The following is a 22783-nucleotide window of genomic DNA, read 5'->3' as shown; positions in this document are numbered from 1 at the left end:
AATAAAATCCAATGAATTTTTTTAGCAAACTATTTAATTTAAAACAAAATAATCATAATAGAGACACAAATTCTGATTGTAACAATTTTTACCTAAACAAATTAGAGTGCGGCCTTACTCCTGGGCAACTCATACTCATAGATTGGACTCAAAAAACAGGGAGAAATTATAATTTCCCAAGATATTTTAAATACTCTCTTCAAATTGACCCTGAATCTACACACAATCAATTATACAAATTAGGATACTTCACTAAAAATAAGACTTTATCATATCTTAAAGTAGTAGAATTAAAAACTATATTATCTAAACATAATTTACCTACTTCTGGAAAAAAAGCAGAATTAATTACAAGAATAATTAATAATATCAACGTTGACAAATTAGATATTCCGTTCGAATTTAAACTAACAAAAGAAGCACAAAATCTTATTATCGAACATAGTGACTTTATCAAAGCATACTATGATAAAGACATAACTATGGAAGATTATTGTAAAGAAAAAAATAATATCTCTTTTAAAGCAACTTTTGGTGATATAAAATGGAGTCTTTTAAATAAACAAGCTCATAGGAATACTGTATCAGGAGATTTTGGATGTTTATCTAACACACGAAAGGCTCAAGGAAGACATTTGGAACAAGAAGGTAATATTAAACATTCTTTAATATATTACATAGAATCTTTGATAATTACTAGTTCAGGATTAGAAAACAATTTTTCAGCCACTGATTATCCAGTATATTATCCCGATTCGATACCTGACTACTCACTAAAACATATTCAAACATTAATGGAATCATTATCTGATGACGATTACGATTTTGCTTTTGATGAAGCATTATTTCGCTTCTCAATTTTGAATGCAAATCATTTTTTATCTAAAGAAGATATTGACTATTTAAGAGTTAATTTACCTTGTTCTACTGCTGAAGAAATAAACAATTACTTAAAGAAATATGAATGTTATAGTCCTTTAAATAATTTAGAACTTGACGATTTTGAATAAATTGATTATACAAACATTTATATACTCGATATAGTCTCAATTTTATCTGATGATTGCCCAAATTTTTCAATAATAAAACGCATAATATTATGGAGATAATGAACTGCACCCCAAAAGTTAGACAGAAAAAATCTAACTTTTGGGGGTCAGTACATAAATCCCCTATATTATGCGTTCTTTTAATATCAAAGACTTTTTGACAAACTTCTTTGATATCTAATTACATGCCCCCTGCAGGAATCGAACCTGCAACTACTCCTTAGGAGGGAGTTGTTATATCCATTGAACTAAGGGGGCTAGATAAAAACTCTGCTGAAAAAGCAGAGTTTTTTAGTCGAATTAACGACGGATTTCTTTGATACGAGCTGCTTTACCTTGAAGAGCACGCAAGTAGTACAATTTCGCACGACGTACTTTACCGTAACGAACAACTTCGATTTTTTCAACACGTGGAGTGTGGATTGGGAAGATACGCTCAACACCTACACCGTTAGAGATTTTACGAACTGTGTAGTTTTCTGAGATTCCAGCACCTTTACGTGCGATAACAACACCTTCAAAAATCTGGATACGTTCACGGTTACCTTCGACAACTTTCGCGTGTACACGAACAGTGTCACCAGGACGGAATGATGGGATATCTGTACGAAGTTGACCTTCAGTCAAGCTTTGGATTAATGGATTCATTTTATTCTCCTATCTTTGTCAATCTTGAGGAATTTTCCTCAGCGGATAAACTGTATTTTTGTGCGTCCATTACACACAAGATACAGTTTACCAAATTTCCACAAAAAAGTAAAGAAATTTATAGCAGAATTCCTAAAAAAATCGCAACTAAAGCACCTAGGTAGGTTAAGGCTAGGTAGCTATAAAATACCTTCTTATCACTTAACAGTCTTTGCAGTTCATCATTCAAGGTCGAAAAAGTCGTCAGACCTCCACAAAATCCTGTTGCTAGAATAGCATAGACTTCCTTAGACTCTACATGATTGTAGAATAAGCCAATCAAAAAACACCCCAACAGATTTGCTATAAGCGTTCCAAGTGACAATTTAGAAGCTTGATTATAGCGGGAAAAGAAATACCGTACTAGGGCTCCTAAGCCACAAGCAATTGCAAGATAAATGATTACCATTTTTTCCTCCCTAGAAAATAAGCCAAGAGTAGGCCTCCACCGATGCTCAAAAGCAAATACATGACCAAACTAAGATAACGCTCTGTATCAAGCAGTTTTACAGCATCAAGCATGAGACTGGAAAAAGTTGTCAGCCCCCCACAAAAACCAGTCCCCAGAGCTAAAATCACGCCCTTACTGGTTCCTTTATAGACCAGATATCCCTTGACAAGATACACCAAGCAGAAAATACCTAGATAGTTAACAAGAAGGGTTCCCCAAGGAAAGTCAGGACTGGCTGGTAACCAAGTGGAAACTAGGTAGCGGACAAGTCCGCCCACCATAGCAGCAAGAAAAATTCCTAGCGGATAAAATTGTTCTTTTTTCATTTGATGTTTTGATCCTGGTAATCACGCGAACGTTTGAGTATGTCAGAAAAAGTCGCGACAATAGTCTCCTGATAGCGCTTGTCTCCTACACGACTTCTAACCTTTTCAAAAATAACCGCTTCTCTCTTGGTATCTAAAATCGGTTTACCCGAAGCTTTCTTATAGGCAACTACACCCTCAACTAAATGCATTCGTTCTTCTAACAGTTTGACAATTTGGTCGTCAATTTGATCAATTTCTTGACGAATACTATCTAAATCCATACAGTCTCCTCCTTTATTTGAATTATTGTATCAAAAAGCCATCAAATAGGCTAGTAAAATCCCAACTCACGGTAAGAAAAATGCACTGATTGTTTGCATCAGCGCACGTTTATGCTTATCCTACTTTAGCAGCCAATTCTTCTGCGAATTGTTCCAAGCGTTCAATATCTTCTTCCTCGGCAGAAAGATCAACTTTAACACACTCTGAACCTTTTTCTGCTCCTGTTGATACAAAGACACGGTCAAAGTCATCAACAGCCTTACAGAATTCATCGTAGAAGGTATCTCCTGAGCCGACCACTCCGTAGATTTTGCCATTCAAGTTGAGGTCCGCTAAGTCTTCGTAGAAGTCCATCATCTCATCTGGCAATTCTCCATCGCCATAAGTATAGGTCGCAACAATAGCGATGTCTGCTTCCAAGAAGTCTGAAGCGTCAACAGTTGTACATTCATCAACATCGACATCCAAGCCCAAGTCACGTAATTTGTCTGCTACAATATCTGCAATTTCTTCGGTATTACCGGTCATACTGGCAAATACAATTTTTGCTAATGCCATATCGTCCTCCTCAATTTATCTTTCTCCATTATATCACATCTTTTTCATTTTAAAAATAAAAATTCTTGTGCTACAATGAAATGAGAAAGAATTGAGGTTATTTATGGATATTTGCCATCAAATTTTAGAAAAAATCAAAGAATACGACACGATTATCATTCATCGTCATATGAAACCAGATCCTGATGCCTTGGGAAGTCAGGTGGGATTGAAAGCTCTTCTCAAACATCATTTCCCAGAAAAAACCATCAAAGCAGTTGGTTTTGATGAACCAACTCTTACTTGGATGGCTGAAATGGATCTTGTTGAAGATAGTGCCTACCAGGGAGCACTTGTCATCATCTGTGATACAGCTAATACTGCTCGTATAGATGATAAGCGCTATAGTCAAGGTGATTTTCTCATTAAGATTGACCACCATCCAAATGATGATGTATATGGTGACCTATCTTGGGTGGATACTAGTTCAAGTAGCGCTAGTGAGATGATTACCCTATTTGCCCAAACAACCCAACTGGCCTTGTCAGATCGCTCTGCTGAGTTGCTCTTTGCAGGAATTATCGGTGATACAGGTCGCTTCCTTTATCCTTCTACGACTGCACGGACTCTTCACCTTGCTGCTTATTTGAGAGAACATAACTTTGACTTTGCAACTCTCACTCGCAAAATGGACACTATGAGTTACAAAATTGCTAAACTTCAAGGCTACATCTACGACCATCTGGAAGTGGATGAAAATGGTGCAGCGCGCGTTATCCTGAGTCAGGAAATCTTAAAACGATTCAATGTCACCGATGCTGAAACTGCAGCTGTTGTCGGTGCACCTGGACGTATTGATAGTGTGAGTCTCTGGGGAATTTTTGTAGAGCAGGCTGATGGCCACTACCGCGTTCGCTTACGCAGTAAAATTCATCCTATCAATGAAATTGCCAAAGAACATGATGGAGGAGGCCACCCTCTAGCAAGCGGTGCTAATTCCTATAGTCTAGAGGAAAACGAAATCATCTACCAAAAGTTAAAAAACTTGCTTAAAAACTGATAAAATACTTGCCAAACTTTTCAGAATCTGATAGACTAGTATGGTAACAATCTATGGCTCGCAAAGAGACCATGGCAGAAAGGAACTATTGCAAAATGAAAAAAGATATCCATCCAGAATATCGCCCAGTTGTCTTCATGGACACAACTACTGGTTACCAATTCCTTAGCGGTTCAACAAAACGCTCTAACGAAACAGTTGAGTTCGAAGGCGAAACTTACCCATTGATCCGTGTGGAAATTTCATCAGACTCACACCCATTCTACACTGGACGTCAAAAGTTCACTCAAGCAGATGGACGCGTGGATCGTTTCAACAAAAAATACGGTCTCAAATAATGATAGAAAGACAGCTTCGGCTGTTCTTTTTTATTTCTTGAAATCAACTGCTGTTTTCATGTTCCAAACTAAAAAACTTTGCACTCTCGGTAGTTTCTAGAGTACAAAGTTTTCTCTTGCCTAAAAAATATAAAAGATATATACTAGCTATATATAGTATAGATTGGAGATATACCATGACGACATCACTTACTAAACAGTACAATTTTAAAATCAATGAGTCATCAATGGAACAAGCTAGAGCTATCATCAAGGAAAAAGGAATGACTATGACGGATGCTATTAGTCTTTTTATCGAGCAGATTGTTCTCGAACAAGATTTGCCAATAAAAACTGCAGAAGATTTACACCGTGAACGATTGATTCAGGAGCTACAAGCCCAATCTGAACGCGCCTTAAGAGAATATGAATCCGGACAAGGAACTCCCCTAGATGACATGAGGCTACGATATGATTTATAAAGTGATTCTATCTACTGAAGTGAGTCAGGCAATTGACAGTATCCATAACTACATCAGCACTGTTCTTTTATCACCCCAGTCGGCTAAGAATACTGTAGCCAAAATTTTAGACGGCTTAAAAAGTTTAGAAACTTTTCCTGAAGCTGGCTTTGATGCAGATGAAAAAATAGGACTAAAAATCAACAGTAAGTACCCTACGCGAGGAAAAATTATCGGTCAGTATATCTTGCTTTACTTTATCGACCAAACTCAAAGAACTTGTTTTTCTTTCCCACTTATTCCACACAAAGAGCGACTACGTCACTTTGCTACAAAAATGCAATAAAAAAAGCTCAACTGATTGAGACAACTTTCATTATTTTATAAGCTCTGAAACCTTAATTTTTGGTACCTTTTTGGTACCGTCTTGGTTTAACAATACGGTATATATATAATATTTTACAGCTATATCCCCTTTAGAAACGTTGATTTAATAAGGATTTAAACACTATAGAGTATATCTTTGTAAAATACGGTCTCAAATAATGATAAAAAGAACAGTTTCGGCTGTTCTTTTTTCTTTCTTGAAATCAACTGCTGTTTTCATGTTCCAAACTCAAAAAAACTTTGCACTCTCGATAGCCACACAATGGTTTCTAGAGAACAAAGTTTTTTTATTAGAGCAGATTTACTCTTTCTTATCTTGATTTTCAGTTCCTTTAGTTGTATTGTCTTCCCAAAGGATACGCTCGATACGGTGGAAACCAGACCATCCTTCTTCAGTCTTGTTTTCGTCCATGTAGTCTGCCAAACGGAAGTCAATCTTGACATCTGACTCACCAAAACTTTCAGCAATCGGTTCTGAACGCTCATAAGACATACGAATCAGTGGATAAACCTTTTTGGCTTCTTCTAACTTACCTTCTTTCAACAGTTTGACAAAGCCTTCCGTATCTGTCAAGAGTTTATCGATTTGCTCTTGCACAAAAGTCTTATAGTCAGCAGTGGCCTTATCAAGCATTTTCTGCTTGTCTTCAGACAAGGCTGTCACCTTAGATGAATCATTTGTCTCGGTTGATTTTTCAAACCTAACAGCACAAGCTGTCAATAGCAAGACTGAAGATAAAAGGACAAAACCTAGTTTTTTCATTGTATACTCCTATCGGTTCAGGAAACCTGAATTAATTTTACCTTTCATTATACCATGTTTTCACTCATTTTTCAATAAATTTTCAGACAATTTAATGTTATGAATAGCATTACAAATGTAAAAAACTAAGCCTAGGACAATCTCCAAAGCTTAGTTTGATCTAGTTTCTTAATTTCCAGCGTAATATTTTTGAATTCCTTTAATAATACCTTCAACCAACTTATCTTGGTATTGTTCACTACGGATTCGTTGGTTTTCTTCTGGATTATCCATATAACCCAACTCTAATAACACAGCAGGTTTCGCAGTCTCACGAAGAACAGCGAAGGTGGCTTGCAAAAGCCCAGCATCTCTAGCTCCTGTCTCGGTCAAGAGAGATGAATGAAGATCAGCTGCCAAACGATTACTTTCACTTATACGGTCTGGATTATTATGCCAGTACTGGTTAATCTTGCTCGGGTAACCTGCATCTTCCTTATAAGAATAAGTCTGTATTCCCAGATTCAGTGTTGTGTCATTCCCAGTAGCATTAAAATGAATACTAATAAAGAAGTCTGCATTCGTCTTATTTACCATACGAGAACGCTCTGTCACAAAGTCAACATCCACATCACTATCACGAGATGTTAGAACTGTATAGCCCAATTCTTCTAAACGTTTCCGTAATTTACGAGAGACCTGTAGATTCAAATCTTTTTCAGCTATTCCATAATAGTAAGCGCCCGAATCACGTCCACCATGCCCTGGATCTAGGAAGATAGTTTTACTATAGCGCCCCTTTTCAAATCCTTTTGGAAGTTCTTGCACCCATTTACCATTATCTTTGAAAAAATGACTACTTCCATCAATAGTATAAGTTCCAGTGACATAAACGCCATCTTCTTTAAGATAATACCAAGCTTTATAATCTTGATCATAAAGCCACTCTTTGTGAGCCATGTAGCCACCAGATTTTAGATAGTAAGAGCCAACCCATTGCTGCTCAGCATAATGCCCACCTGACTTGAGATAAAACCAGCTAGAATAGTTGGGATCGTACACCCATTCTTTATCTGCCATAGCCCCACTGGATTTCAGGTAATAGTTTCCCTTCCAAGTATTAGCCATCATGGCACCATTTTGATCAAATGCATACCATTTACCATTGATTTGACTCCATTGGTTAGACAGATATTTTCCTGAGCCATTGGCGTAGTACCACTTGTTAGCCATCTGATACCAGCTATTTTCAAGTAAGTAACCATCCTTATCAAATAGGTAGCCCTCATAAAGAGTATCTGTAAATTTGACACCTGTTTGACTATAATAAGTCCACTTCCCGTCTTCTTTTACCCAACCAGTTTGTAGCTTAGACTCAGTAGGAAGAGTTGGCTTTGTCTCCTGCTTACTCGAACTAGGAGTCGTTGGCTGATTTTCTGTAGCTACTTGAAAAGGACTTGCAGAGCTAGTAGTTGAACCACCGATAGAGTTATTCGTAGGATGACTAGCATCATTAGCTAAAACTGTTTGGCTAGTGAATCCAAGAAGAGCCAGAGCAAGAATCGTAAATTTCTTATATGATTTCATTTATTTAACCTTTCTAGGGGAATGGAATCCCTGTATTATTGAGTTATTTTACTTCCTTGATGAAAGAAGAGTTGTTCTACATCCTCTAAACTATAATTTATATGATATTATGGAGTGTTTAGCTTATTTAAAGATGTGAAACCTAAAAAGTATGGCTAAGTTGGAACCTTAAAAATTCAATTTCTGAACACCTAATCTCGCTTCAGATAGTTATCGAACAAGTCGAGTAGATTCATTAAAATCATCTATTTATATTATACACCAAATTTAAGAAAAATTTTTGCAAACATCTAAATTTAAAATAAATCTAGTCCCTAGCTATACCGAATTTTAGTTTACTCTGCCCAGTAGAGATGTTATAATAAAAATAGGAGGACACAAAATGAACAATAAAACTAAAAAGTTCACACTTGCTACAGTTTTAGTACTTTCCTTGTTAGGAGCTGGAACTCTTACATCACAATCAGTAGCTGCTAATGATAGGCTGGTTTCCACTCAAGCAATCAATGGTCAATCCTACAATATCTTAAACTCTGAGGTCACTAGTGCTTCTTCTGGTACTACTCTAGTTGGGATTGAAGGGACTTTCTTAACGCCAGATAAACAAGCTATCTTAGACCGTATCAATGCCATTCGAAAAGAGGCGGCAGATGAAGGTCTAGTTACTAGCTATGTTCCCATCAAATGGTCAACTGCACTAGAAAAAACTGCCTTCGTTCGTGCAGCAGAAGCTTCGATCACCATTGATCACACACGCTTGTCTAGTAAGGATATTTGGAGCGCTTGGCCTACAGGAAATTTCTCCCTTTCAGAAAATTTGGCTTGGAACTACAATGGATTTATGAAGGCCATCCAGCAATGGTATGATGAAAAAGCCGATTATGTTAAATCTCGTAGTGGTGTCAGTGTTACAGGTCAAACTGGACACTATAAATCCTTAATTGATCCAAAACTGACCTATATGGGGCTTGCAGCCTTTGAAAACCCTGCCACTCAAAATGGATGGATTACTGTTGCACAAAGTCTCGGAACAGCATCTGGTGGCTCTGAAGAATTAGCTGGTGGTTATGGAAAGGCCATTCAATATACAGAAGCAAATGCTTCTCAGATTCAAACATTTGCGACTAAGGCAAATCTTTTTGACAAAGACTTAAAGGCTATCGGAACTCATAAAACCAAAAATGAAAATACAAATTCAAGTCAGAAACTAGACGATGAGACCAATGACCCTGCCGAATTTCTTAATCGACTAAGAAGTTGGTTCAATCATTCCCAATACTTCGGAAGTTGGATTCAATCAAACGGACGTTGGTGGTTTAAACACAATGACGGCTCATACACGAGTAATGGATGGGAAAAAATAAATAGAACTTGGTATCGCTTTGACAACTCTGGCTGGATGCAAACTGGCTGGGTAAAAGACGGTAGCTGGTACTATCTCGACGGTTCAGGCGCTATGAAGACTGGTTGGCTCAAAGATAATGGTAGCTGGTACTACCTTCAAGATTCAGGGGCTATGAAAACAGGCTGGATGAAGGTATCTGGTAAATGGTACTATGCCTATAGTTCTGGAGCCCTAGCAATCAATACGACTACACCTGACGACTACCGTGTCAATGACAATGGTGAGTGGGTAGGATAATTTAACTACAACAAAAAGGCTCTATACTATCTCACAGTGAGTAATCTTCACTTTCAGATAGTATAGAGATTTTTATTTACCTAGTATAGCTCTTATCTTAGGCGTTTATAACAAACTGAAACAAGAACAATACAAAAGAGCCTCGTAAAAGGTCTTGCAACTTGGTAATACCTTTTTGATATGAGTCCATATTTTCTCAATAGGATTGTACTCAGGTGAGTAGGGAGTAAGAGGTAAAAGTTTATGCCCAAACTCTTCACACAAGAGTTCTATCCTAGCTATTCTATTGGAATCTTGCATTATCCATAATAATAACCGATGGTGTGGTTAATGTTGGTAAGAGAAACTTCTGAAACCATGCTTCAAAAAAGTCGCTCGTCATCGTCTCTTCGTAAGTCATTGGAGCGATTAACTCACCATTTGTTAGCCCTGCAACCAAAGAAATCCTCTGATATCTTCTTCCAGATACTTTACCTCTTATTATCTGACCTTTTAATGAGCGACCATACTCTCGATAAAAATAAGTATCGAATCCTGTTTTATCAATATAAACAGGTACTAGATGCTTTAAACTATTAAAATTCTTAAGAAATAAAGCTACTTTTTCTGGGTCTTGTTCATAGATAGTATAGTACTTTATGGTTACCGAACAAGTCTAATGAAAAAATTCTGATGATAGTTCTAAATCACAGTAACCGCTTGGGTTCCATGATCCAACTCCAGCAAGACATCTATACTTGTATAGAAAATCCTGCCCTGAATAAGGAGATGTAAATATTGCTTTCCTCCAAAATGATCATAGTTTTACTGGCAAATCTAACATATCACGGATAAATTAACAAGTGATTTCTGAATTGCTAAACATTTTCTTTTCTTATAGCATATTTTTAGATTTTCTCTTTGAGAAAGATATTTACAAGAAAAAAGTTTGATTTTTATCAGTTCAAGAAAAGCTGAAACCAAAAAACAAATTGAAAGAATTTTTAGAAAATTTCTGTTTTTTTCTTTACAGTGAAAAAAAATTCTGCTATAATGACTCATGTAATAAAATATGACAATAAAAGGAGAACGATATGACATCTGCTAAAGAATATATCCAAAGCGTGTTTGAAACTGTAAAAGCTCGTAACGGGCACGAGGCTGAATTCCTCCAAGCTGTTGAAGAATTTTTCAACACTTTGGAACCTGTATTTGAAAAACACCCTGAGTATATCGAAGAAAATATCTTGGCACGTATTACTGAGCCTGAGCGCGTGATTTCTTTCCGTGTTCCTTGGGTTGACCGTGATGGAAAAGTTCAAGTAAACCGTGGCTACCGTGTTCAATTCAACTCAGCTGTTGGACCATACAAAGGCGGACTTCGTTTCCACCCAACTGTAAACCAAGGGATCTTGAAATTCCTCGGATTCGAACAAATCTTCAAAAATGTCTTGACTGGACTTCCTATCGGTGGAGGTAAAGGTGGATCAGACTTCGATCCTAAAGGTAAAACAGATGCTGAAGTGATGCGCTTCTGCCAAAGTTTCATGACTGAATTGCAAAAACATATCGGACCATCACTTGACGTACCTGCTGGTGATATCGGTGTAGGTGGACGCGAAATTGGTTACCTTTATGGTCAATACAAGCGTCTTAACCAGTTTGATGCTGGTGTCTTGACTGGTAAACCTCTTGGATTTGGTGGTAGCTTGATTCGTCCAGAAGCAACTGGTTACGGTTTGGTTTACTACACTGAAGAAATGCTTAAAGCTAACGGTAATAGCTTCGCTGGTAAGAAAGTGGTCATTTCAGGTTCTGGTAACGTTGCTCAATACGCTCTTCAAAAAGCAACTGAACTTGGTGCAACTGTTATCTCTGTATCTGATTCAAATGGTTATGTCATCGATGAAAACGGTATTGACTTCGATCTCTTGGTAGATGTTAAAGAAAAACGTCGTGCTCGTTTGACTGAGTATGCTGCTGAAAAAGCAACTGCTACTTATCATGAAGGTTCTGTATGGACTTACGCTGGAAACTATGACATCGCGCTTCCATGTGCGACTCAAAACGAAATCAACGGTGAAGCAGCTAAACGCTTGGTTGCTCAAGGCGTGATCTGTGTATCTGAAGGTGCCAACATGCCAAGCGACCTTGATGCCATCAAAGTCTACAAAGAAAATAGTATCTTCTACGGACCTGCAAAAGCTGCCAACGCTGGTGGTGTAGCCGTTTCAGCCCTTGAAATGAGCCAAAATAGTCTTCGCCTCTCATGGACTCGTGAAGAAGTTGATGGACGTCTCAAAGATATCATGACAAATATCTTCAACACTGCTAAAACAACTTCAGAAACATATAGTCTTGATAAAGACTACCTTGCAGGAGCAAACATTGCTGCCTTTGAAAATGTAGCAAACGCTATGATTGCCCAAGGTATTGTTTAAGATTCATTTGCTTAATCCTCAATCGCTTCGATTGGGGATTTTTAGTTGAGTTAAACAGTTGGAAAATTCTAATTTCATTTCATTTCATTTAATTAAATGAAATGAAATAAAAACCAAACAAATTGATTTCGGAATTCAAACCAATTTCTAACAATGTTTTATAAAACTCGGTGGACTATTCTAAATTCAATCTATTTTATACTCTTCGAAAATCTCTTCAAACCACGTCAGCGTCGCCTTACCGTATGTATATGATACTGACTTCGTCAGCTCTATCTGCAACCNNTTGATTTTTATTGAGTATTACTTACTCGCCAACTTTTTTATACAAAAAGAAAAACCGCTACTCCTAAGAATAGCGGTTTAATCATGTTTTTAAGCTACTAATGTAGTTGCTCTATTATTTAAGAGTAACTGAAGCTCCAGCTTCTTCCAATTTAGCTTTGATTTCTTCAGCTTCTGCAGTTGCAACGCCTTCTTTAACAAGTGCTGGTGCACCGTCAACAAGTTCTTTAGCTTCTTTAAGACCAAGACCTGTGATTTCACGTACAACTTTGATAACGCCAACTTTTTTGTCGCCTGCAGATGTCAATTCAACGTCGAATGAATCTTTAGCAGCACCAGCGTCAGCAGCACCAGCTGCAGCAACAGCTACAGGAGCAGCTGCAGTTACACCAAATTCTTCTTCGATAGCTTTTACAAGGTCGTTCAATTCAAGGATTGAAGCTTCTTTAATTTCAGCAATAATGTTTTCAATGTTCAATGCCATTGTTATTTCCTCCAAATATGTTTTTAAATTTATAATAGATTTTTCGTAGCTAGGCTACGCTGCGTAGCTCAAGATTAAGCTGCGTCTTCTTTGCTTTCTGCAACCGCTTTGACTGCAAGAGCAACGTTGCGCACTGGCGCTTGAAGTACAGAAAGGAGCATAGAAAGAAGTCCTTCGCGGTTTGGAAGAGTTGCAAGAGCAAGAATCTCTTCTTTAGATGCGACAGCGCCTTCGATTGCACCACCTTTGATTTCAAGTGCTTCAGCGTTTTTAGAAAAGTCGTTCAAGATTTTCGCTGGTGCGATAACATCTTCGTTAGAAAATGCTACTGCAGATGGTCCAACAAATACTGATGCAAGTTCTTCAAGACCAGCTTTTTCAGCTGCACGACGTAAGATTGAGTTTTTAATGACTTTGTACTCAACTTCGCTTCCACGAAGCTCACGACGAAGAACTGTATCTTGCTCAACTGTCAAACCACGAGCGTCTACAACGACAATAGATGCAGCAGCTTTCATTTTTTCAGCTACTACGTCAACTAGTTCCGCTTTTTTAGCAATAATTGCTTCACTCATTAGTGTGTTCACCTCCGTAATTATTTTGCTTGGGGAATTTTTCAAAAAGAAAAACGCGCCCAAACCTAGACACGAAAGTACAATACGCTTCTTTTTACATGATACGTTTTGTCCTCGGTAGGATCCTTATGAGTCGAACTCCCCTACTGTCTTAGGCAGTTTTTTCAAACCGTATATAAGTATAGCATAGTCAAAAAAAGAATGCAAGATTTTTGCAAACTTTTTTTAAAATTTTTCGTGATTTTTCTTTTAAAGTTCTACTGTCAGGACTTGACCTTGCTTAACAACCTGTTCTCCTGCGATATAAACATCATCTACATCACTAGATTTGACCGCATAAACGAGGTGAGATAACATATTTTCCTGGGGTTGGAGATGGATTTTGCCTTGTGGTTGAATAACGAGAAAATCTGCTTGCTTGCCGACTTCTAGACTTCCTATCTGATTTTCCATTCCAAGGACCTTGGCCCCTTCGATTGTCAGTGCCTTGAGCGCTGTTTCAATAGGAAATTGGCTAGCATCTCCACTTTTCATCTTCTGAAGAAGGGCTGCAGTCCGTCCTTCCTCAAACATGTCTAAATTATTATTAGAAGCAACCGAGTCAGTCGCAATTCCGACTGCTACTCCTGCTTTTTGGAGTTGGATGATTGGAGCAATCCCTGATGCCAATTTGAGGTTACTGATAGGATTGTGGGCGATAGCCACGTGAGAAGTTGCTAAGCGTTCAATTTCTCGCTCGTTTAATTCGACCCCGTGAGCAAAGACAGAAGGATGATCTAAATAACCCAGTTCTTCAAGAAAGGCGAGGGGGCGTTTGCCGTATCGTTTCAGGATAATTCCTGACTCCTCCTTGGTCTCCGCCACGTGGATATGGATGGAAATGTCCAACTCTTTTGCCATTTCCAAGCTCTTTTCCAGCAAATCTTTACTACAGCTGTATGGAGAATGTGGGGCTACCATTACCTTGAAATTTGGATTTTCATATCCTAAGATTTCCTCGATGATGGCCCGTGTTCTGCTTATAGTTTCAGTAGTCGTTTCTGCCTCTGAAGAAAAGAGGGTCGGTGAGAAATAACAACGCATCTTGGAAGCCTTGACTGCCTGATAAATCTGCTCAATCTCCACTCCATTGGGATTATACATATCGTTAAAGGTTGTTGTTCCTGACTGGAGCATTTCTGTCAGCGCTTCTTGGACCGCCTTGGTAGTCATATCTGGTGTAAACTCAGCTTCTGCTGGCCAGATATAGTCATTAAGCCATTCATGTAGATTGCTGTCATCCCGAATTCCTCGCAAGCCAGTCATAGCAGAATGAGTATGACAATTGACCAAACCAGGCATAATCCAGGCTCCCTGATAGTCTATAATCTGCTCAGCTTGCTCTAAAATCTCTGGCTTCTCTAGACCGACATAGACGATTTGAGAATCCTTAACTGCTAAGATTCCATCCAAATGAACATGGAAATCTTGGTCACAAGTCACGATGTTTACATGCTGAAAGACTTTCATTATAGGCTCCTTTTCTAAAAGACAATTTATACTCAAATTCAAACCACATCAGCTTCACCTTGCCGTAGATATATGGTTACTGACTTCGTCNNCGGCTAGCTTCCTAGTTTGCTCTTTGATTTTCATGGAGTATTACAGTGAATAATTTTTCTAGCTATTGTAACAAAAAAGTCACCCGAAGGCAACTTTTTTCGTTCATAAGATTTTAAAATAGAAAGGCTTATTCAGAGCTAAAAGCTGCAGCTTGCTGCATTTGGTAATACTTGCCCTTTCGAACCATGAGTTTCTGATGGTTCCCATACTCAACAATATCACCATCCACTAAGACTAGAATCATATCCGCATCCTGAATGGTTGACAAGCGGTGGGCAATGATAAAGCTTGTGCGCCCCTTCATGAGTTTAGCAAAGGCATCCTGTACCAGCACTTCTGTCCGCGTATCGATGGATGAAGTTGCTTCGTCTAAGATAAGAATCTTTGGAATAGCCAAAAAGACTCGCGCTATGGTCAAGAGCTGAGCCTGACCGACAGAGAGAGATTCTCCAGCATTTTCCAACTTGGTATCGTATCCCTGTGGTAACTGTTGGATGAAAAAGTCTGCATTGGCTGCTTTGGCAGCAGCAATCACCTGCTCCCGACTAGCTTCAGGATTGCCAAAGGCAATATTGTCATGAATAGTTCCTTGCTTGAGCCAGGTTTCTTGGAGCACCATGCCAAACTGTTGTCTCAATGATGCCCGGGTATAGTCATAAATTGATTTCCCATCCAGCAAGATATCTCCCGAGTTAATGGGATAAAACCGCATGAGGAGATTGATAAGGGTTGATTTTCCAGCACCTGTCGGACCAACAATAGCTACCTTGCTACCAGCTAGAATAGCGATAGATAAGTCCTTAATCAAAATCTTTTCAGGATTGTAGCCAAAAGAGACATGTTTAAAGGAAATGGCTCCCTTAACTTGGTCACTGGTCAAGACCGCCTTGCCACTTTCAGCCACCTCAGGACTATCTAAGACTCCATAAACACGTTCTGCGCAAGCGAGAGCACTTTGCAATTCGGCTAGAACTGAAGAAATATCGTTAAAGGGCTTGGTGTACTGTTGAACATAGTTCAAAAAGGTCACTAAGCGCCCAATGGTCAAGGTGGACCCCATCATGATACGATAAGCTCCCACTCCAGCTAGAAGGGCATAAATAAGCGCATTTACAAAGCGAGTCGAAGGATTAACCGTTGATGAATAAAAGATAGCTGACTGAGAATAGCCTGCATAGTTGGCATTCGCCTCGTGCAGTTTTTGGATAAACTCTGTTTGAGCATTGAAGGACTGGATGATGGTCTGCTGGCTAAGCGATTCTTCAATCAACTGAGTCTGAATTCCCCTTGTCTCTGTTTGCTTCTGGAAGAGATGATAGGAGCGTTTGGCAATAAAGCGTGAAACCACCATGGAAAGTGGCGTCAACAGCAAGACTAAGAGAGTCATGAGGAGGTGAATTTGCAGCATGGCTAGAATGCTAACCAAAATCATCAAGACACCAATAAAAAATTGGTTAAAAATCATGGTCAAGCCAGCTGCCAACTGTTCGATGTCTGTGGTTACACGACTGACCATTTCTCCACTGCCTTGCCGATCAACAAAAGCAATCGGTAACCGATGGAGCTTGTTGATTATTCGCTCTCGCAAGTCTTTTGTATAAGAAAAGATTAGACGATTATAGAGGAGAGGATTGGCCCATTGTACAAGGGTATTTCCTATGACCACCAAGATCATTTGGAGAAAAATCTGCCAAAAAACTGGTGAAGAACCAGCCACAAGGACCTGGTCAATGACCTGTCCAATCAAAATAGGTAGGTAAATTGATAAGGCAACTTGGGCAATAGTTCCTAGAAAGGCTAGGAAAAGGAGGAAAGGATGGCTTGCTAAATCCTTAGCCAAACGTGAGAGTGTTTGATTTGCAGTTTGTCGTCTCATGCTAGTTCTCCTTTCCATGCTGGGAGGCATTGATTTCACGATAGACTTGACTAGATTTCATCAAGTCCTCGTGCTTGCCGATAGCTAGAAGCTCACCTTTTTCCAAGAGGAGAATCTGGTCAGCCATCTGTAAAGTCGAGGTTCGTTGAGAAATCAAGATTAGGCTCGTATTTGGCATATTTTCTCGAATAGCTTTCAAGAGCTTGGACTCGGTGATGGTGTCTAGGGCCGAGGTCGCATCATCTAGGATGAGAAATGGAGCTTGGCGCAAGACTGCTCGTGCAATAGCCAGCCTTTGTTTTTGTCCACCTGAGAAATTTCGCCCCCCTGCCTCAACTAGGGCATCCAAAAGTCCTTCCTTTTCACTGACAAAATCCTTAGCTTGCGCAATCTCCAAGGCCTGCCAGAGTTCTTGATCAGTCACTTCTTGATTGAAACCTAGAGTCAGGTTGGAACGAATAGTTCCTTTAAAGAGTTCGACTTTTTGAGGTACATAGGCAATCCAAGATCTCCACTGCTCCAAATTAAGGGGACTAGATCCATTTTGATAAGGGTAAATGCTCCCCTTGTCTGCTGGATAAAGTCCAAGAATGACTTGCACCAAACTTGATTTACCAGAACCCGTTCCCCCAATGATACCAAGGATTTGCCCTTGCTTCATATCAAAGGAAATGCCTCTCAGAGAAGGCTGGGCCGCATCAGGATATGTAAAAATCAGTTCTTGAACTTGTAAAACCTGATTGCTGGTAACTTGCTTTTTCTCTAATTCTGAATGGATGTCTTCTGGAGCTTCGGCAAAGACTTCCTCAATTCGCTTGGCTGAGATATAGGATTGGTTGAGGGAGTTTATCAGCATAGCTAGTTTGACCAATTCCACCAAGATCTGTAAGAGATAGTTGATGAGGGCAATGAGAGCACCTTGACTGAGCAAGCCTCCTTGAATAGAAATATAGCCCTGCCAGATAATAATAAGGAGGGTTCCATTGACAATCAGATAGGTCAGAGGTGTTAATAAACTGGACCAGAAACCTGTTTTTTCTTGTAATCTAGCATAGACTTGGTTAAGAGTTTGAAAAATCTGTAACTCTCGTTTTTCTTGTCCAAAAGCACGAATAACCCGCATCCCTTGTAATTGCTGGCGCGTTTCCTGAACCAGTTGGTCCGTTTTCTTTCTGAGACTACTGTAGAGAGGATTGACCAACCGAGAAAGGCCTACAATGACAATGGTCAAAATGACAACCATGACCAAGAACCAGAAAGTCAGCTCAGCTGAGATTCGATAAGCCATAAAAATGGCACCAAAAACGATAATGGGCGCTCGCAAAAAGAGACGCAGGAATTGATTGATACCAGTCTGAATCTGATAGGTGTCCGAAGTCAAGCGAGTCACCAAGCTCGAAGTTGTCAGACGGTCTCTGCTATTCTTGGGTAAGGAAAGAATATGAAGATAAAGGTCGTTTGTCAGTTCTTTGGCAAAACCAACCGCAGCCTTAGCTGAGTAAAACTGGGCTATCAAGGCCACTAAAACGCCAATCACTGCAAAGATAAGGAGCAGACCAATCTGCATCCATAAATGCCCTTGATTTCTCTGGGGCAAGGATTGGTCAACAATCCCAGCAATCACCATGGGAACCAAGAGCTCAAACACAGCTTCTAGTAGCTTGAACAAGGGGGATAAAATGGATTCCTTGATGTAGGGTTTAAAGTAAGATAATAGGTGTTTCATAAATCCCTTCTATTCGTATTCTGGAAATAAAGAAAGTGGGAAGTGCCCACCCTCTCTGCTTTATTTGTTTAAGTAAGGCAATAGATAGCCATACCCTGCTTTTTCCATCTCATCCTTGGCTACAAAGCGTAAAGAAGCAGAATTGATACAGTAACGGAGGCCGCCTAACTCCCGCGGTCCATCTGTGAAAACATGACCCAAGTGGGCATTTCCTGACCGAGAACGAACTTCGATTCGCTCCATTCCATGGCTGAGATCCTTGTAATAGTGAATCAACTCTTTGGAAATCGGACGGCTAAAACTTGGCCAACCACAACCTGAGGCAAACTTATCCTTGGCAAAAAAGAGTGGCTCACCCGTCGTGATGTCTACATAAATTCCCTCTTCAAAGGTTTGGTCATAGGCATTGGTAAATGGATCCTCTGTAGCAGCTTCTTGGGTGACACGATAGGACTCTTCGGTTAAGCTTTTATTTAACACCTCTTGACTAGGCTTTTCATAATTTGCTGCATCAATCAATGGCTTCTCAGCATCGGTCACATCGATATGACAGTAACCTGAAGGATTCTTCTTAAGATAGTCTTGGTGGTAATCTTCAGCTAAAATATAATGGCGAAGTTTCTCCACCTCTACTGCAATCTTTCGACCAAGCATGCGCTCCTGCTCCTGCACCACTGTGTAGATAGCTGGCAAATCTGCTTCATCCTGATAATAGATCCCAGTTCTATATTGACGACCACGGTCATTCCCTTGTTGATTGATAGATAGAGGATCGATAACTCGGAAATAATAAAGTAAAATCTCTCTGAGTGACACTGTCTTCTCATCGTAAATCACTTGGACCGTTTCTGCATGGTCTGTTTCCTTGATCAACTGGTAATTGGTCGTTTCGACTTGACCATTAGCATAGCCAACACTGGTTGCTAGCACTCCAGAAATGCGTGAAAAATATTCCTCTAGGCCCCAAAAACAACCACCTGCTAGATAAATTTCTGCCATCTTTATTTCTCCTTTATCACGTTTTTAACTAATACTCTTCGAAAATCTCTTCAAACCACGTCAACTTACATCTGCAACCTCAAAACAGTACTTTGAGCAACCTGCGGCTAGCTTCCTAGTTTGCTCTTTGATTTTCATTGAGTATAAACTTCTTTTCAAAAAAAGGATAGGAAGCCCTCTGGTCGCGAGTTTCCCCATCCTATCTTCTATTCTTTATTTTGCTTCTACACGGACACCTTGGGTATCAACCTTCAAGTCATGCAGTTTTCCTTTGAAGGGTTGCTTTTCCAATTCTGCCTTAATCGTTGGCATCTTGTCATGAGAAGCCAAGACCATAACTGTAGGCCCAGCACCTGAGAGGTAGGTTGCATAGGCACCATTCTCTTTGGCTACTTGCTTAATCGTCGCAAATTCTCTCACCAAGTCCTGACGATAGCGCTCGTGGAAGAGGTCTCCCTCGATTGCTTGCCCAGCGGTCACCATGTCTCCTGCCAACAAGGCCGCAACCGCCACATTGGCGATAGAACTAGCTGCAACAGCTTCCTTATAGGACAATTTCTTAGGCAAGACACCACGGCTGTCTCGAGTACGCAATTCATAGTTTGGAATGTAGGCTAGAAAATCACATTCTGGGAAGTCTGCTACAATAGCTGAAACTTGTCCATCAACAGAGCTTGCAATAACGAGATTACCATAAATAGCTGGAGCCACATTATCAGGGTGTCCTTCAATCTTAGTCGCCAACTGCAATTTTTCATGATTAGACAAGTTGAGCTGACCCAGTTGGTTGGCTAGTTCAATCCCAGCTACAATAACCGAGCTGGAAGAACCCAAACCACGCGCCAAGGGAACATTACTGGTCATTTTCAAACGTCTTGGTTGCAAGTCTGGTACAATTTGCAAAGCAATTTTGAGCAAGAGATTACGCTCATCATGTGGAATCCATTTGCCAATCTGGTGTTCAATCAGCCACTCATCTCGTTCTTCGCAGACCTCAATTTGAAGATACTTGGTTACAGCTACACCGACCGAGTCAAAACCTGGCCCGATATTGGCACTGGTTGCAGGTACAATAATCTTCATCTTATTCTCCTAGCACCTTGAAGGTATTCAAGAGGTCGAATTCTGAAACCTTCTTCAATTCAGCTGAGACATTTTCAAGCTGGGCTTTATTGATCTTATGTGTAATGATCACAACACGCGCCTTGTCACCTTCTTTGCCATCTTGAAGGATTTGCTTGAAGGAAATATCTTGGGCATTAAAGATTTCAGCCAACTTCAAGACCTGACCTTTTGAGTCTGGAGCCAAGATTGAGAAATAGTAATTAGCTTTGACATCTTCTGGGTTTGCCAAAACCAAGGCACGGCTGTATTCGTTGAAGTCTTTACCGATGGTACCGTCATTTAAGCGACGAACGATACGGACAATATCCGCCACAACACTTGTTGCAGTTGGTTTTTGACCAGCACCTGGTCCATAGTACATAGACTCACCAATACCGATAGATTCTACAAAGACAGCGTTCATTACCCCATTCACACTAGCAAGTGGGTGCGTTTTAGGTAGGAAGGTTGGAGTTACTTCTGCAGCAATACCTGAAGGAGTTTCTTCGATTGAACCAACCAATTTCACTACATATCCAAGTTCTTGAGCTACAGCTACGTCTTCTGGTGTGATGTTGCGGATTCCCTTGTGGGCTACATCGTCAAAGGCAACCTTCATGCCAAAGGCAAATTGGCTCAAGATAACCATCTTGTAGGCTGCATCAATCCCATCTACGTCATTTGTCGGGTCGCTTTCTGCAAATCCTAGACGTTGCGCTTCCGCAAGAGCATCGTCGTAAGACCAGCCTTCTTCCACCATCTTGGTCATCATGAAGTTGGAAGTTCCGTTGACTACACCAAGCACACGCGTAATTTTATCAGAAGCCAAGGAATTTGCTAAGGTACGAAGAATTGGAATCCCACCAGCTACTGCTGCTTCGTAGTAAAGTGCTACCTTATTAGCTTGAGCGATTTCTAACAATTCTGCACCATGGACAGCCAAAAGGTCCTTGTTAGCAGTAACAACGTGTTTCCCAGCTTCCAAGGCACGAGTGATAAAGGTTTTAGCAGGTTCGATACGCCCCATCAATTCCACTACAATCGTAATGGCTTGGTCTGACAAAATATCATCCACATTGGTTACAAAGTTAAAGTCATTCCCTGCTGCAAGCAAGCGATTCTTTTCATCTTCATCCTTGACCAATACCTTAGCAACTTCAATCTCTGAATGTGCTGATTGATTGATTTTTTCTCCATTTTCCTTTAGGAGGAAAGGCACACCACTTGCAACGGTACCAAATCCTAGTAAAGCAATTTTAACTGTCATGTTTGTCTCCTCGAAATTTTCTAATATAGCCATTATAACAGAATTTTGTGAAAATTCCTATTATAGTAAATCACTATTTCAGTATAAAAAGAAAAAACGAATCAGACGATTCGCTCTTCTTAAAATCTAGAAATAGTTTTCCAGAAAGGATTATCCGATTTTTTGCAGATTGAGCACTGCATCGTGATTCATCAAGACTTGACCATACTCTTGCAAGACCGAGCGACTGATATCACTATCGTCCGCAAACTCACGCATACGAGCCAACAGCCAAGCTGGATATGGACTTGGATGATTTTCAATATCCACTAAAATGGTCAAATAATAGCGCTCATTCATCTTGTAGAGTTCAGAAGTTTCCATCTCAAAAGTCACTGTCTGGGCAAAAGCCACCAAGTCAGCCAACTTAGCAAAAGAAAGGATGTAGTAGATATAAGGCTCTTTCTTGCTCTCAGCTTCTTGTTCAGCCTGCTCCTGCTCTTCTTCCTTGTCTTCAACTTGCTCTAGAGATTGAATCGCTTCAATATCATCTTTAGTCTTTTCTGCAATGCTCTTTTCCAAGGTTTTGATAAATTCATCTGGCGACATTTGAGCCAATTCTTCCATATCTGGTAAATCCGATAAGTCTTCAAAATCTAGATTTTGGTCAATCTTTGATTTGGTTACAAAGACATCTACCTTATCAGGTTTTGGAGTCACACGGAAGCTCAACATACCTGTATCCAAAAAACTCTCAGGCATCTCTAACTCATCTAAGATAGCATAAAAGAACTCTTCTGTTTTTTCCTGAGGAACGAGAAAGTCAGCAATCTCCATGCCACGATCCATCAAATCCTCTAAAGACATCGTGATTTTCAAAGTTGTATCACTAATTTGTTTCATTTTCATTGCTAGTAACCTCATACTTTCAGTTCTATCTATTATACTAGATTTTT

At 39.7% G+C, this 22783-nt stretch carries 21 protein-coding genes, 1 tRNA gene, 3 pseudogenes and 1 other annotated feature; of the genes and pseudogenes, 7 read left to right on the top strand and 18 right to left on the bottom strand.

Features of this window, described 5'->3' with window-relative positions:
• The first annotated feature begins 11 nt into the window (after positions 1 to 11).
• Positions 12 to 1010 (top strand): SAP domain-containing protein, encoded by a 999-nt coding sequence (locus HT721_RS04210; RefSeq protein ID WP_173229046.1) that lies wholly within the window; start codon positions 12 to 14, stop codon positions 1008 to 1010.
• A gap of 225 nt (positions 1011 to 1235) precedes the next feature.
• Here HT721_RS04210 and HT721_RS04205 read toward each other — a convergent pair.
• From HT721_RS04205 to HT721_RS04180, 6 genes are all read right to left on the bottom strand, one after another.
• Positions 1236 to 1307 (bottom strand) — tRNA-Arg (locus HT721_RS04205).
• 42 nt (positions 1308 to 1349) lie between these two features.
• Positions 1350 to 1697 (bottom strand): 50S ribosomal protein L19, encoded by a 348-nt coding sequence (gene rplS, locus HT721_RS04200; RefSeq protein WP_001068669.1) that lies wholly within the window; start codon positions 1695 to 1697, stop codon positions 1350 to 1352.
• Between the two features lie 118 nt (positions 1698 to 1815).
• Positions 1816 to 2145 carry a fluoride efflux transporter CrcB gene (gene crcB, locus HT721_RS04195; protein WP_173229044.1) on the bottom strand — a complete coding sequence of 110 codons (330 nt, stop codon included), beginning with the start codon at positions 2143 to 2145 and terminating at the stop codon, positions 1816 to 1818.
• Entirely contained in the window at positions 2139 to 2513 is a 375-nt protein-coding gene (gene crcB / locus HT721_RS04190; RefSeq protein WP_173229042.1) for a fluoride efflux transporter CrcB, read from the bottom strand. The genes crcB (HT721_RS04195) and crcB (HT721_RS04190) overlap by 7 nt, the downstream gene beginning before the upstream one ends.
• Positions 2510 to 2776: a chorismate mutase gene (locus tag HT721_RS04185; protein WP_000362491.1), complete on the bottom strand. Its 267-nt coding sequence runs from the start codon at positions 2774 to 2776 to the stop codon at positions 2510 to 2512. Before HT721_RS04185 ends, crcB (HT721_RS04190) begins: the two co-directional genes overlap by 4 nt.
• 115 nt (positions 2777 to 2891) lie before the next feature.
• On the bottom strand, positions 2892 to 3335 hold the full coding sequence (locus tag HT721_RS04180; RefSeq protein ID WP_001162128.1) for a flavodoxin: 444 nt from the start codon (positions 3333 to 3335) through the stop codon (positions 2892 to 2894).
• Positions 3336 to 3438: 103 nt separating this feature from the next.
• Between HT721_RS04180 and HT721_RS04175 the strand changes: the two genes are divergently transcribed.
• The 4 genes and pseudogenes from HT721_RS04175 (at position 3439) to HT721_RS04160 (ending at position 5517) form a co-directional block, all read left to right on the top strand.
• Positions 3439 to 4374 (top strand): bifunctional oligoribonuclease/PAP phosphatase NrnA, encoded by a 936-nt coding sequence (locus HT721_RS04175; protein WP_173229040.1) that lies wholly within the window; start codon positions 3439 to 3441, stop codon positions 4372 to 4374.
• 95 nt (positions 4375 to 4469) lie between these two features.
• Positions 4470 to 4712: a type B 50S ribosomal protein L31 gene (locus tag HT721_RS04170; protein ID WP_000710764.1), complete on the top strand. Its 243-nt coding sequence runs from the start codon at positions 4470 to 4472 to the stop codon at positions 4710 to 4712.
• Positions 4713 to 4888: 176 nt separating this feature from the next.
• Positions 4889 to 5173, top strand: coding sequence for a type II toxin-antitoxin system RelB/DinJ family antitoxin (locus tag HT721_RS04165; RefSeq protein WP_173214141.1), 285 nt, complete (start codon positions 4889 to 4891; stop codon positions 5171 to 5173).
• A pseudogene (locus HT721_RS04160) lies at positions 5163 to 5517 on the top strand (type II toxin-antitoxin system RelE/ParE family toxin). The gene HT721_RS04165 and the pseudogene HT721_RS04160 overlap by 11 nt, the downstream one beginning before the upstream one ends.
• Positions 5518 to 5858: 341 nt before the next feature.
• Here HT721_RS04160 and HT721_RS04155 read toward each other — a convergent pair.
• Both HT721_RS04155 and HT721_RS04150 read right to left on the bottom strand, forming a co-directional pair.
• Positions 5859 to 6302, bottom strand: a pseudogene (locus HT721_RS04155) (EfeM/EfeO family lipoprotein); the annotation flags it as partial.
• Positions 6303 to 6470: 168 nt separating this feature from the next.
• Positions 6471 to 7868 (bottom strand): N-acetylmuramoyl-L-alanine amidase, encoded by a 1398-nt coding sequence (locus tag HT721_RS04150; RefSeq protein ID WP_173214139.1) that lies wholly within the window; start codon positions 7866 to 7868, stop codon positions 6471 to 6473.
• A gap of 382 nt (positions 7869 to 8250) precedes the next feature.
• Here HT721_RS04150 and HT721_RS04145 point away from each other — a divergent pair, with 382 nt between their 5' ends.
• A complete protein-coding gene (locus HT721_RS04145; protein ID WP_173214137.1) occupies positions 8251 to 9510 on the top strand; it encodes a CAP domain-containing protein in 1260 nt (419 codons plus the stop codon).
• Between the two features lie 105 nt (positions 9511 to 9615).
• Here HT721_RS04145 and HT721_RS04140 read toward each other — a convergent pair.
• A pseudogene (locus HT721_RS04140) lies at positions 9616 to 10138 on the bottom strand (transposase); the annotation flags it as partial.
• Between the two features lie 445 nt (positions 10139 to 10583).
• Between HT721_RS04140 and gdhA the strand changes: the two are divergent.
• Complete coding sequence (gene gdhA / locus HT721_RS04135; RefSeq protein ID WP_173229038.1) at positions 10584 to 11930, top strand: NADP-specific glutamate dehydrogenase; 1347 nt, start codon at positions 10584 to 10586, stop codon at positions 11928 to 11930.
• Positions 11931 to 12330: 400 nt separating this feature from the next.
• Here gdhA and rplL read toward each other — a convergent pair whose 3' ends face one another.
• From rplL to mecA, 9 genes are all read right to left on the bottom strand, one after another.
• A complete protein-coding gene (gene rplL / locus HT721_RS04130; protein WP_001196965.1) occupies positions 12331 to 12699 on the bottom strand; it encodes a 50S ribosomal protein L7/L12 in 369 nt (122 codons plus the stop codon).
• A gap of 74 nt (positions 12700 to 12773) precedes the next feature.
• Positions 12774 to 13274, bottom strand: a complete 501-nt coding sequence (gene rplJ / locus HT721_RS04125; RefSeq protein ID WP_054380833.1) for a 50S ribosomal protein L10 — start codon at positions 13272 to 13274, stop codon at positions 12774 to 12776.
• 38 nt (positions 13275 to 13312) lie between these two features.
• Positions 13313 to 13448, bottom strand: a sequence feature (ribosomal protein L10 leader region).
• 75 nt (positions 13449 to 13523) lie between these two features.
• A complete protein-coding gene (locus HT721_RS04120) occupies positions 13524 to 14783 on the bottom strand; it encodes a TRZ/ATZ family protein (protein WP_173229036.1) in 1260 nt (419 codons plus the stop codon).
• Between the two features lie 220 nt (positions 14784 to 15003).
• Positions 15004 to 16752, bottom strand: coding sequence for an ABC transporter ATP-binding protein (locus HT721_RS04115; protein ID WP_173229034.1), 1749 nt, complete (start codon positions 16750 to 16752; stop codon positions 15004 to 15006).
• A 1-nt stretch (position 16753) separates the two neighbouring features.
• Positions 16754 to 18478 carry an ABC transporter ATP-binding protein gene (locus HT721_RS04110; RefSeq protein ID WP_173229032.1) on the bottom strand — a complete coding sequence of 575 codons (1725 nt, stop codon included), beginning with the start codon at positions 18476 to 18478 and terminating at the stop codon, positions 16754 to 16756.
• A 60-nt stretch (positions 18479 to 18538) separates the two neighbouring features.
• Positions 18539 to 19477 carry a peptide-methionine (R)-S-oxide reductase MsrB gene (gene msrB / locus HT721_RS04105; RefSeq protein WP_173229029.1) on the bottom strand — a complete coding sequence of 313 codons (939 nt, stop codon included), beginning with the start codon at positions 19475 to 19477 and terminating at the stop codon, positions 18539 to 18541.
• 213 nt (positions 19478 to 19690) lie between these two features.
• Entirely contained in the window at positions 19691 to 20560 is an 870-nt protein-coding gene (gene thrB / locus HT721_RS04100) for a homoserine kinase (protein WP_164227059.1), read from the bottom strand.
• Position 20561: 1 nt separating this feature from the next.
• Complete coding sequence (locus HT721_RS04095; protein WP_173229027.1) at positions 20562 to 21848, bottom strand: homoserine dehydrogenase; 1287 nt, start codon at positions 21846 to 21848, stop codon at positions 20562 to 20564.
• A gap of 150 nt (positions 21849 to 21998) precedes the next feature.
• Positions 21999 to 22736: an adaptor protein MecA gene (mecA, locus tag HT721_RS04090; protein ID WP_173229025.1), complete on the bottom strand. Its 738-nt coding sequence runs from the start codon at positions 22734 to 22736 to the stop codon at positions 21999 to 22001.
• Positions 22737 to 22783 lie beyond the last annotated feature (47 nt).

The sequence above is a fragment of the Streptococcus sp. 4094 genome (assembly GCF_013277125.1).
In the GTDB taxonomy this organism is placed as follows: domain Bacteria; phylum Bacillota; class Bacilli; order Lactobacillales; family Streptococcaceae; genus Streptococcus.
This window is presented reverse-complemented; position numbering and strand designations above follow the sequence as displayed.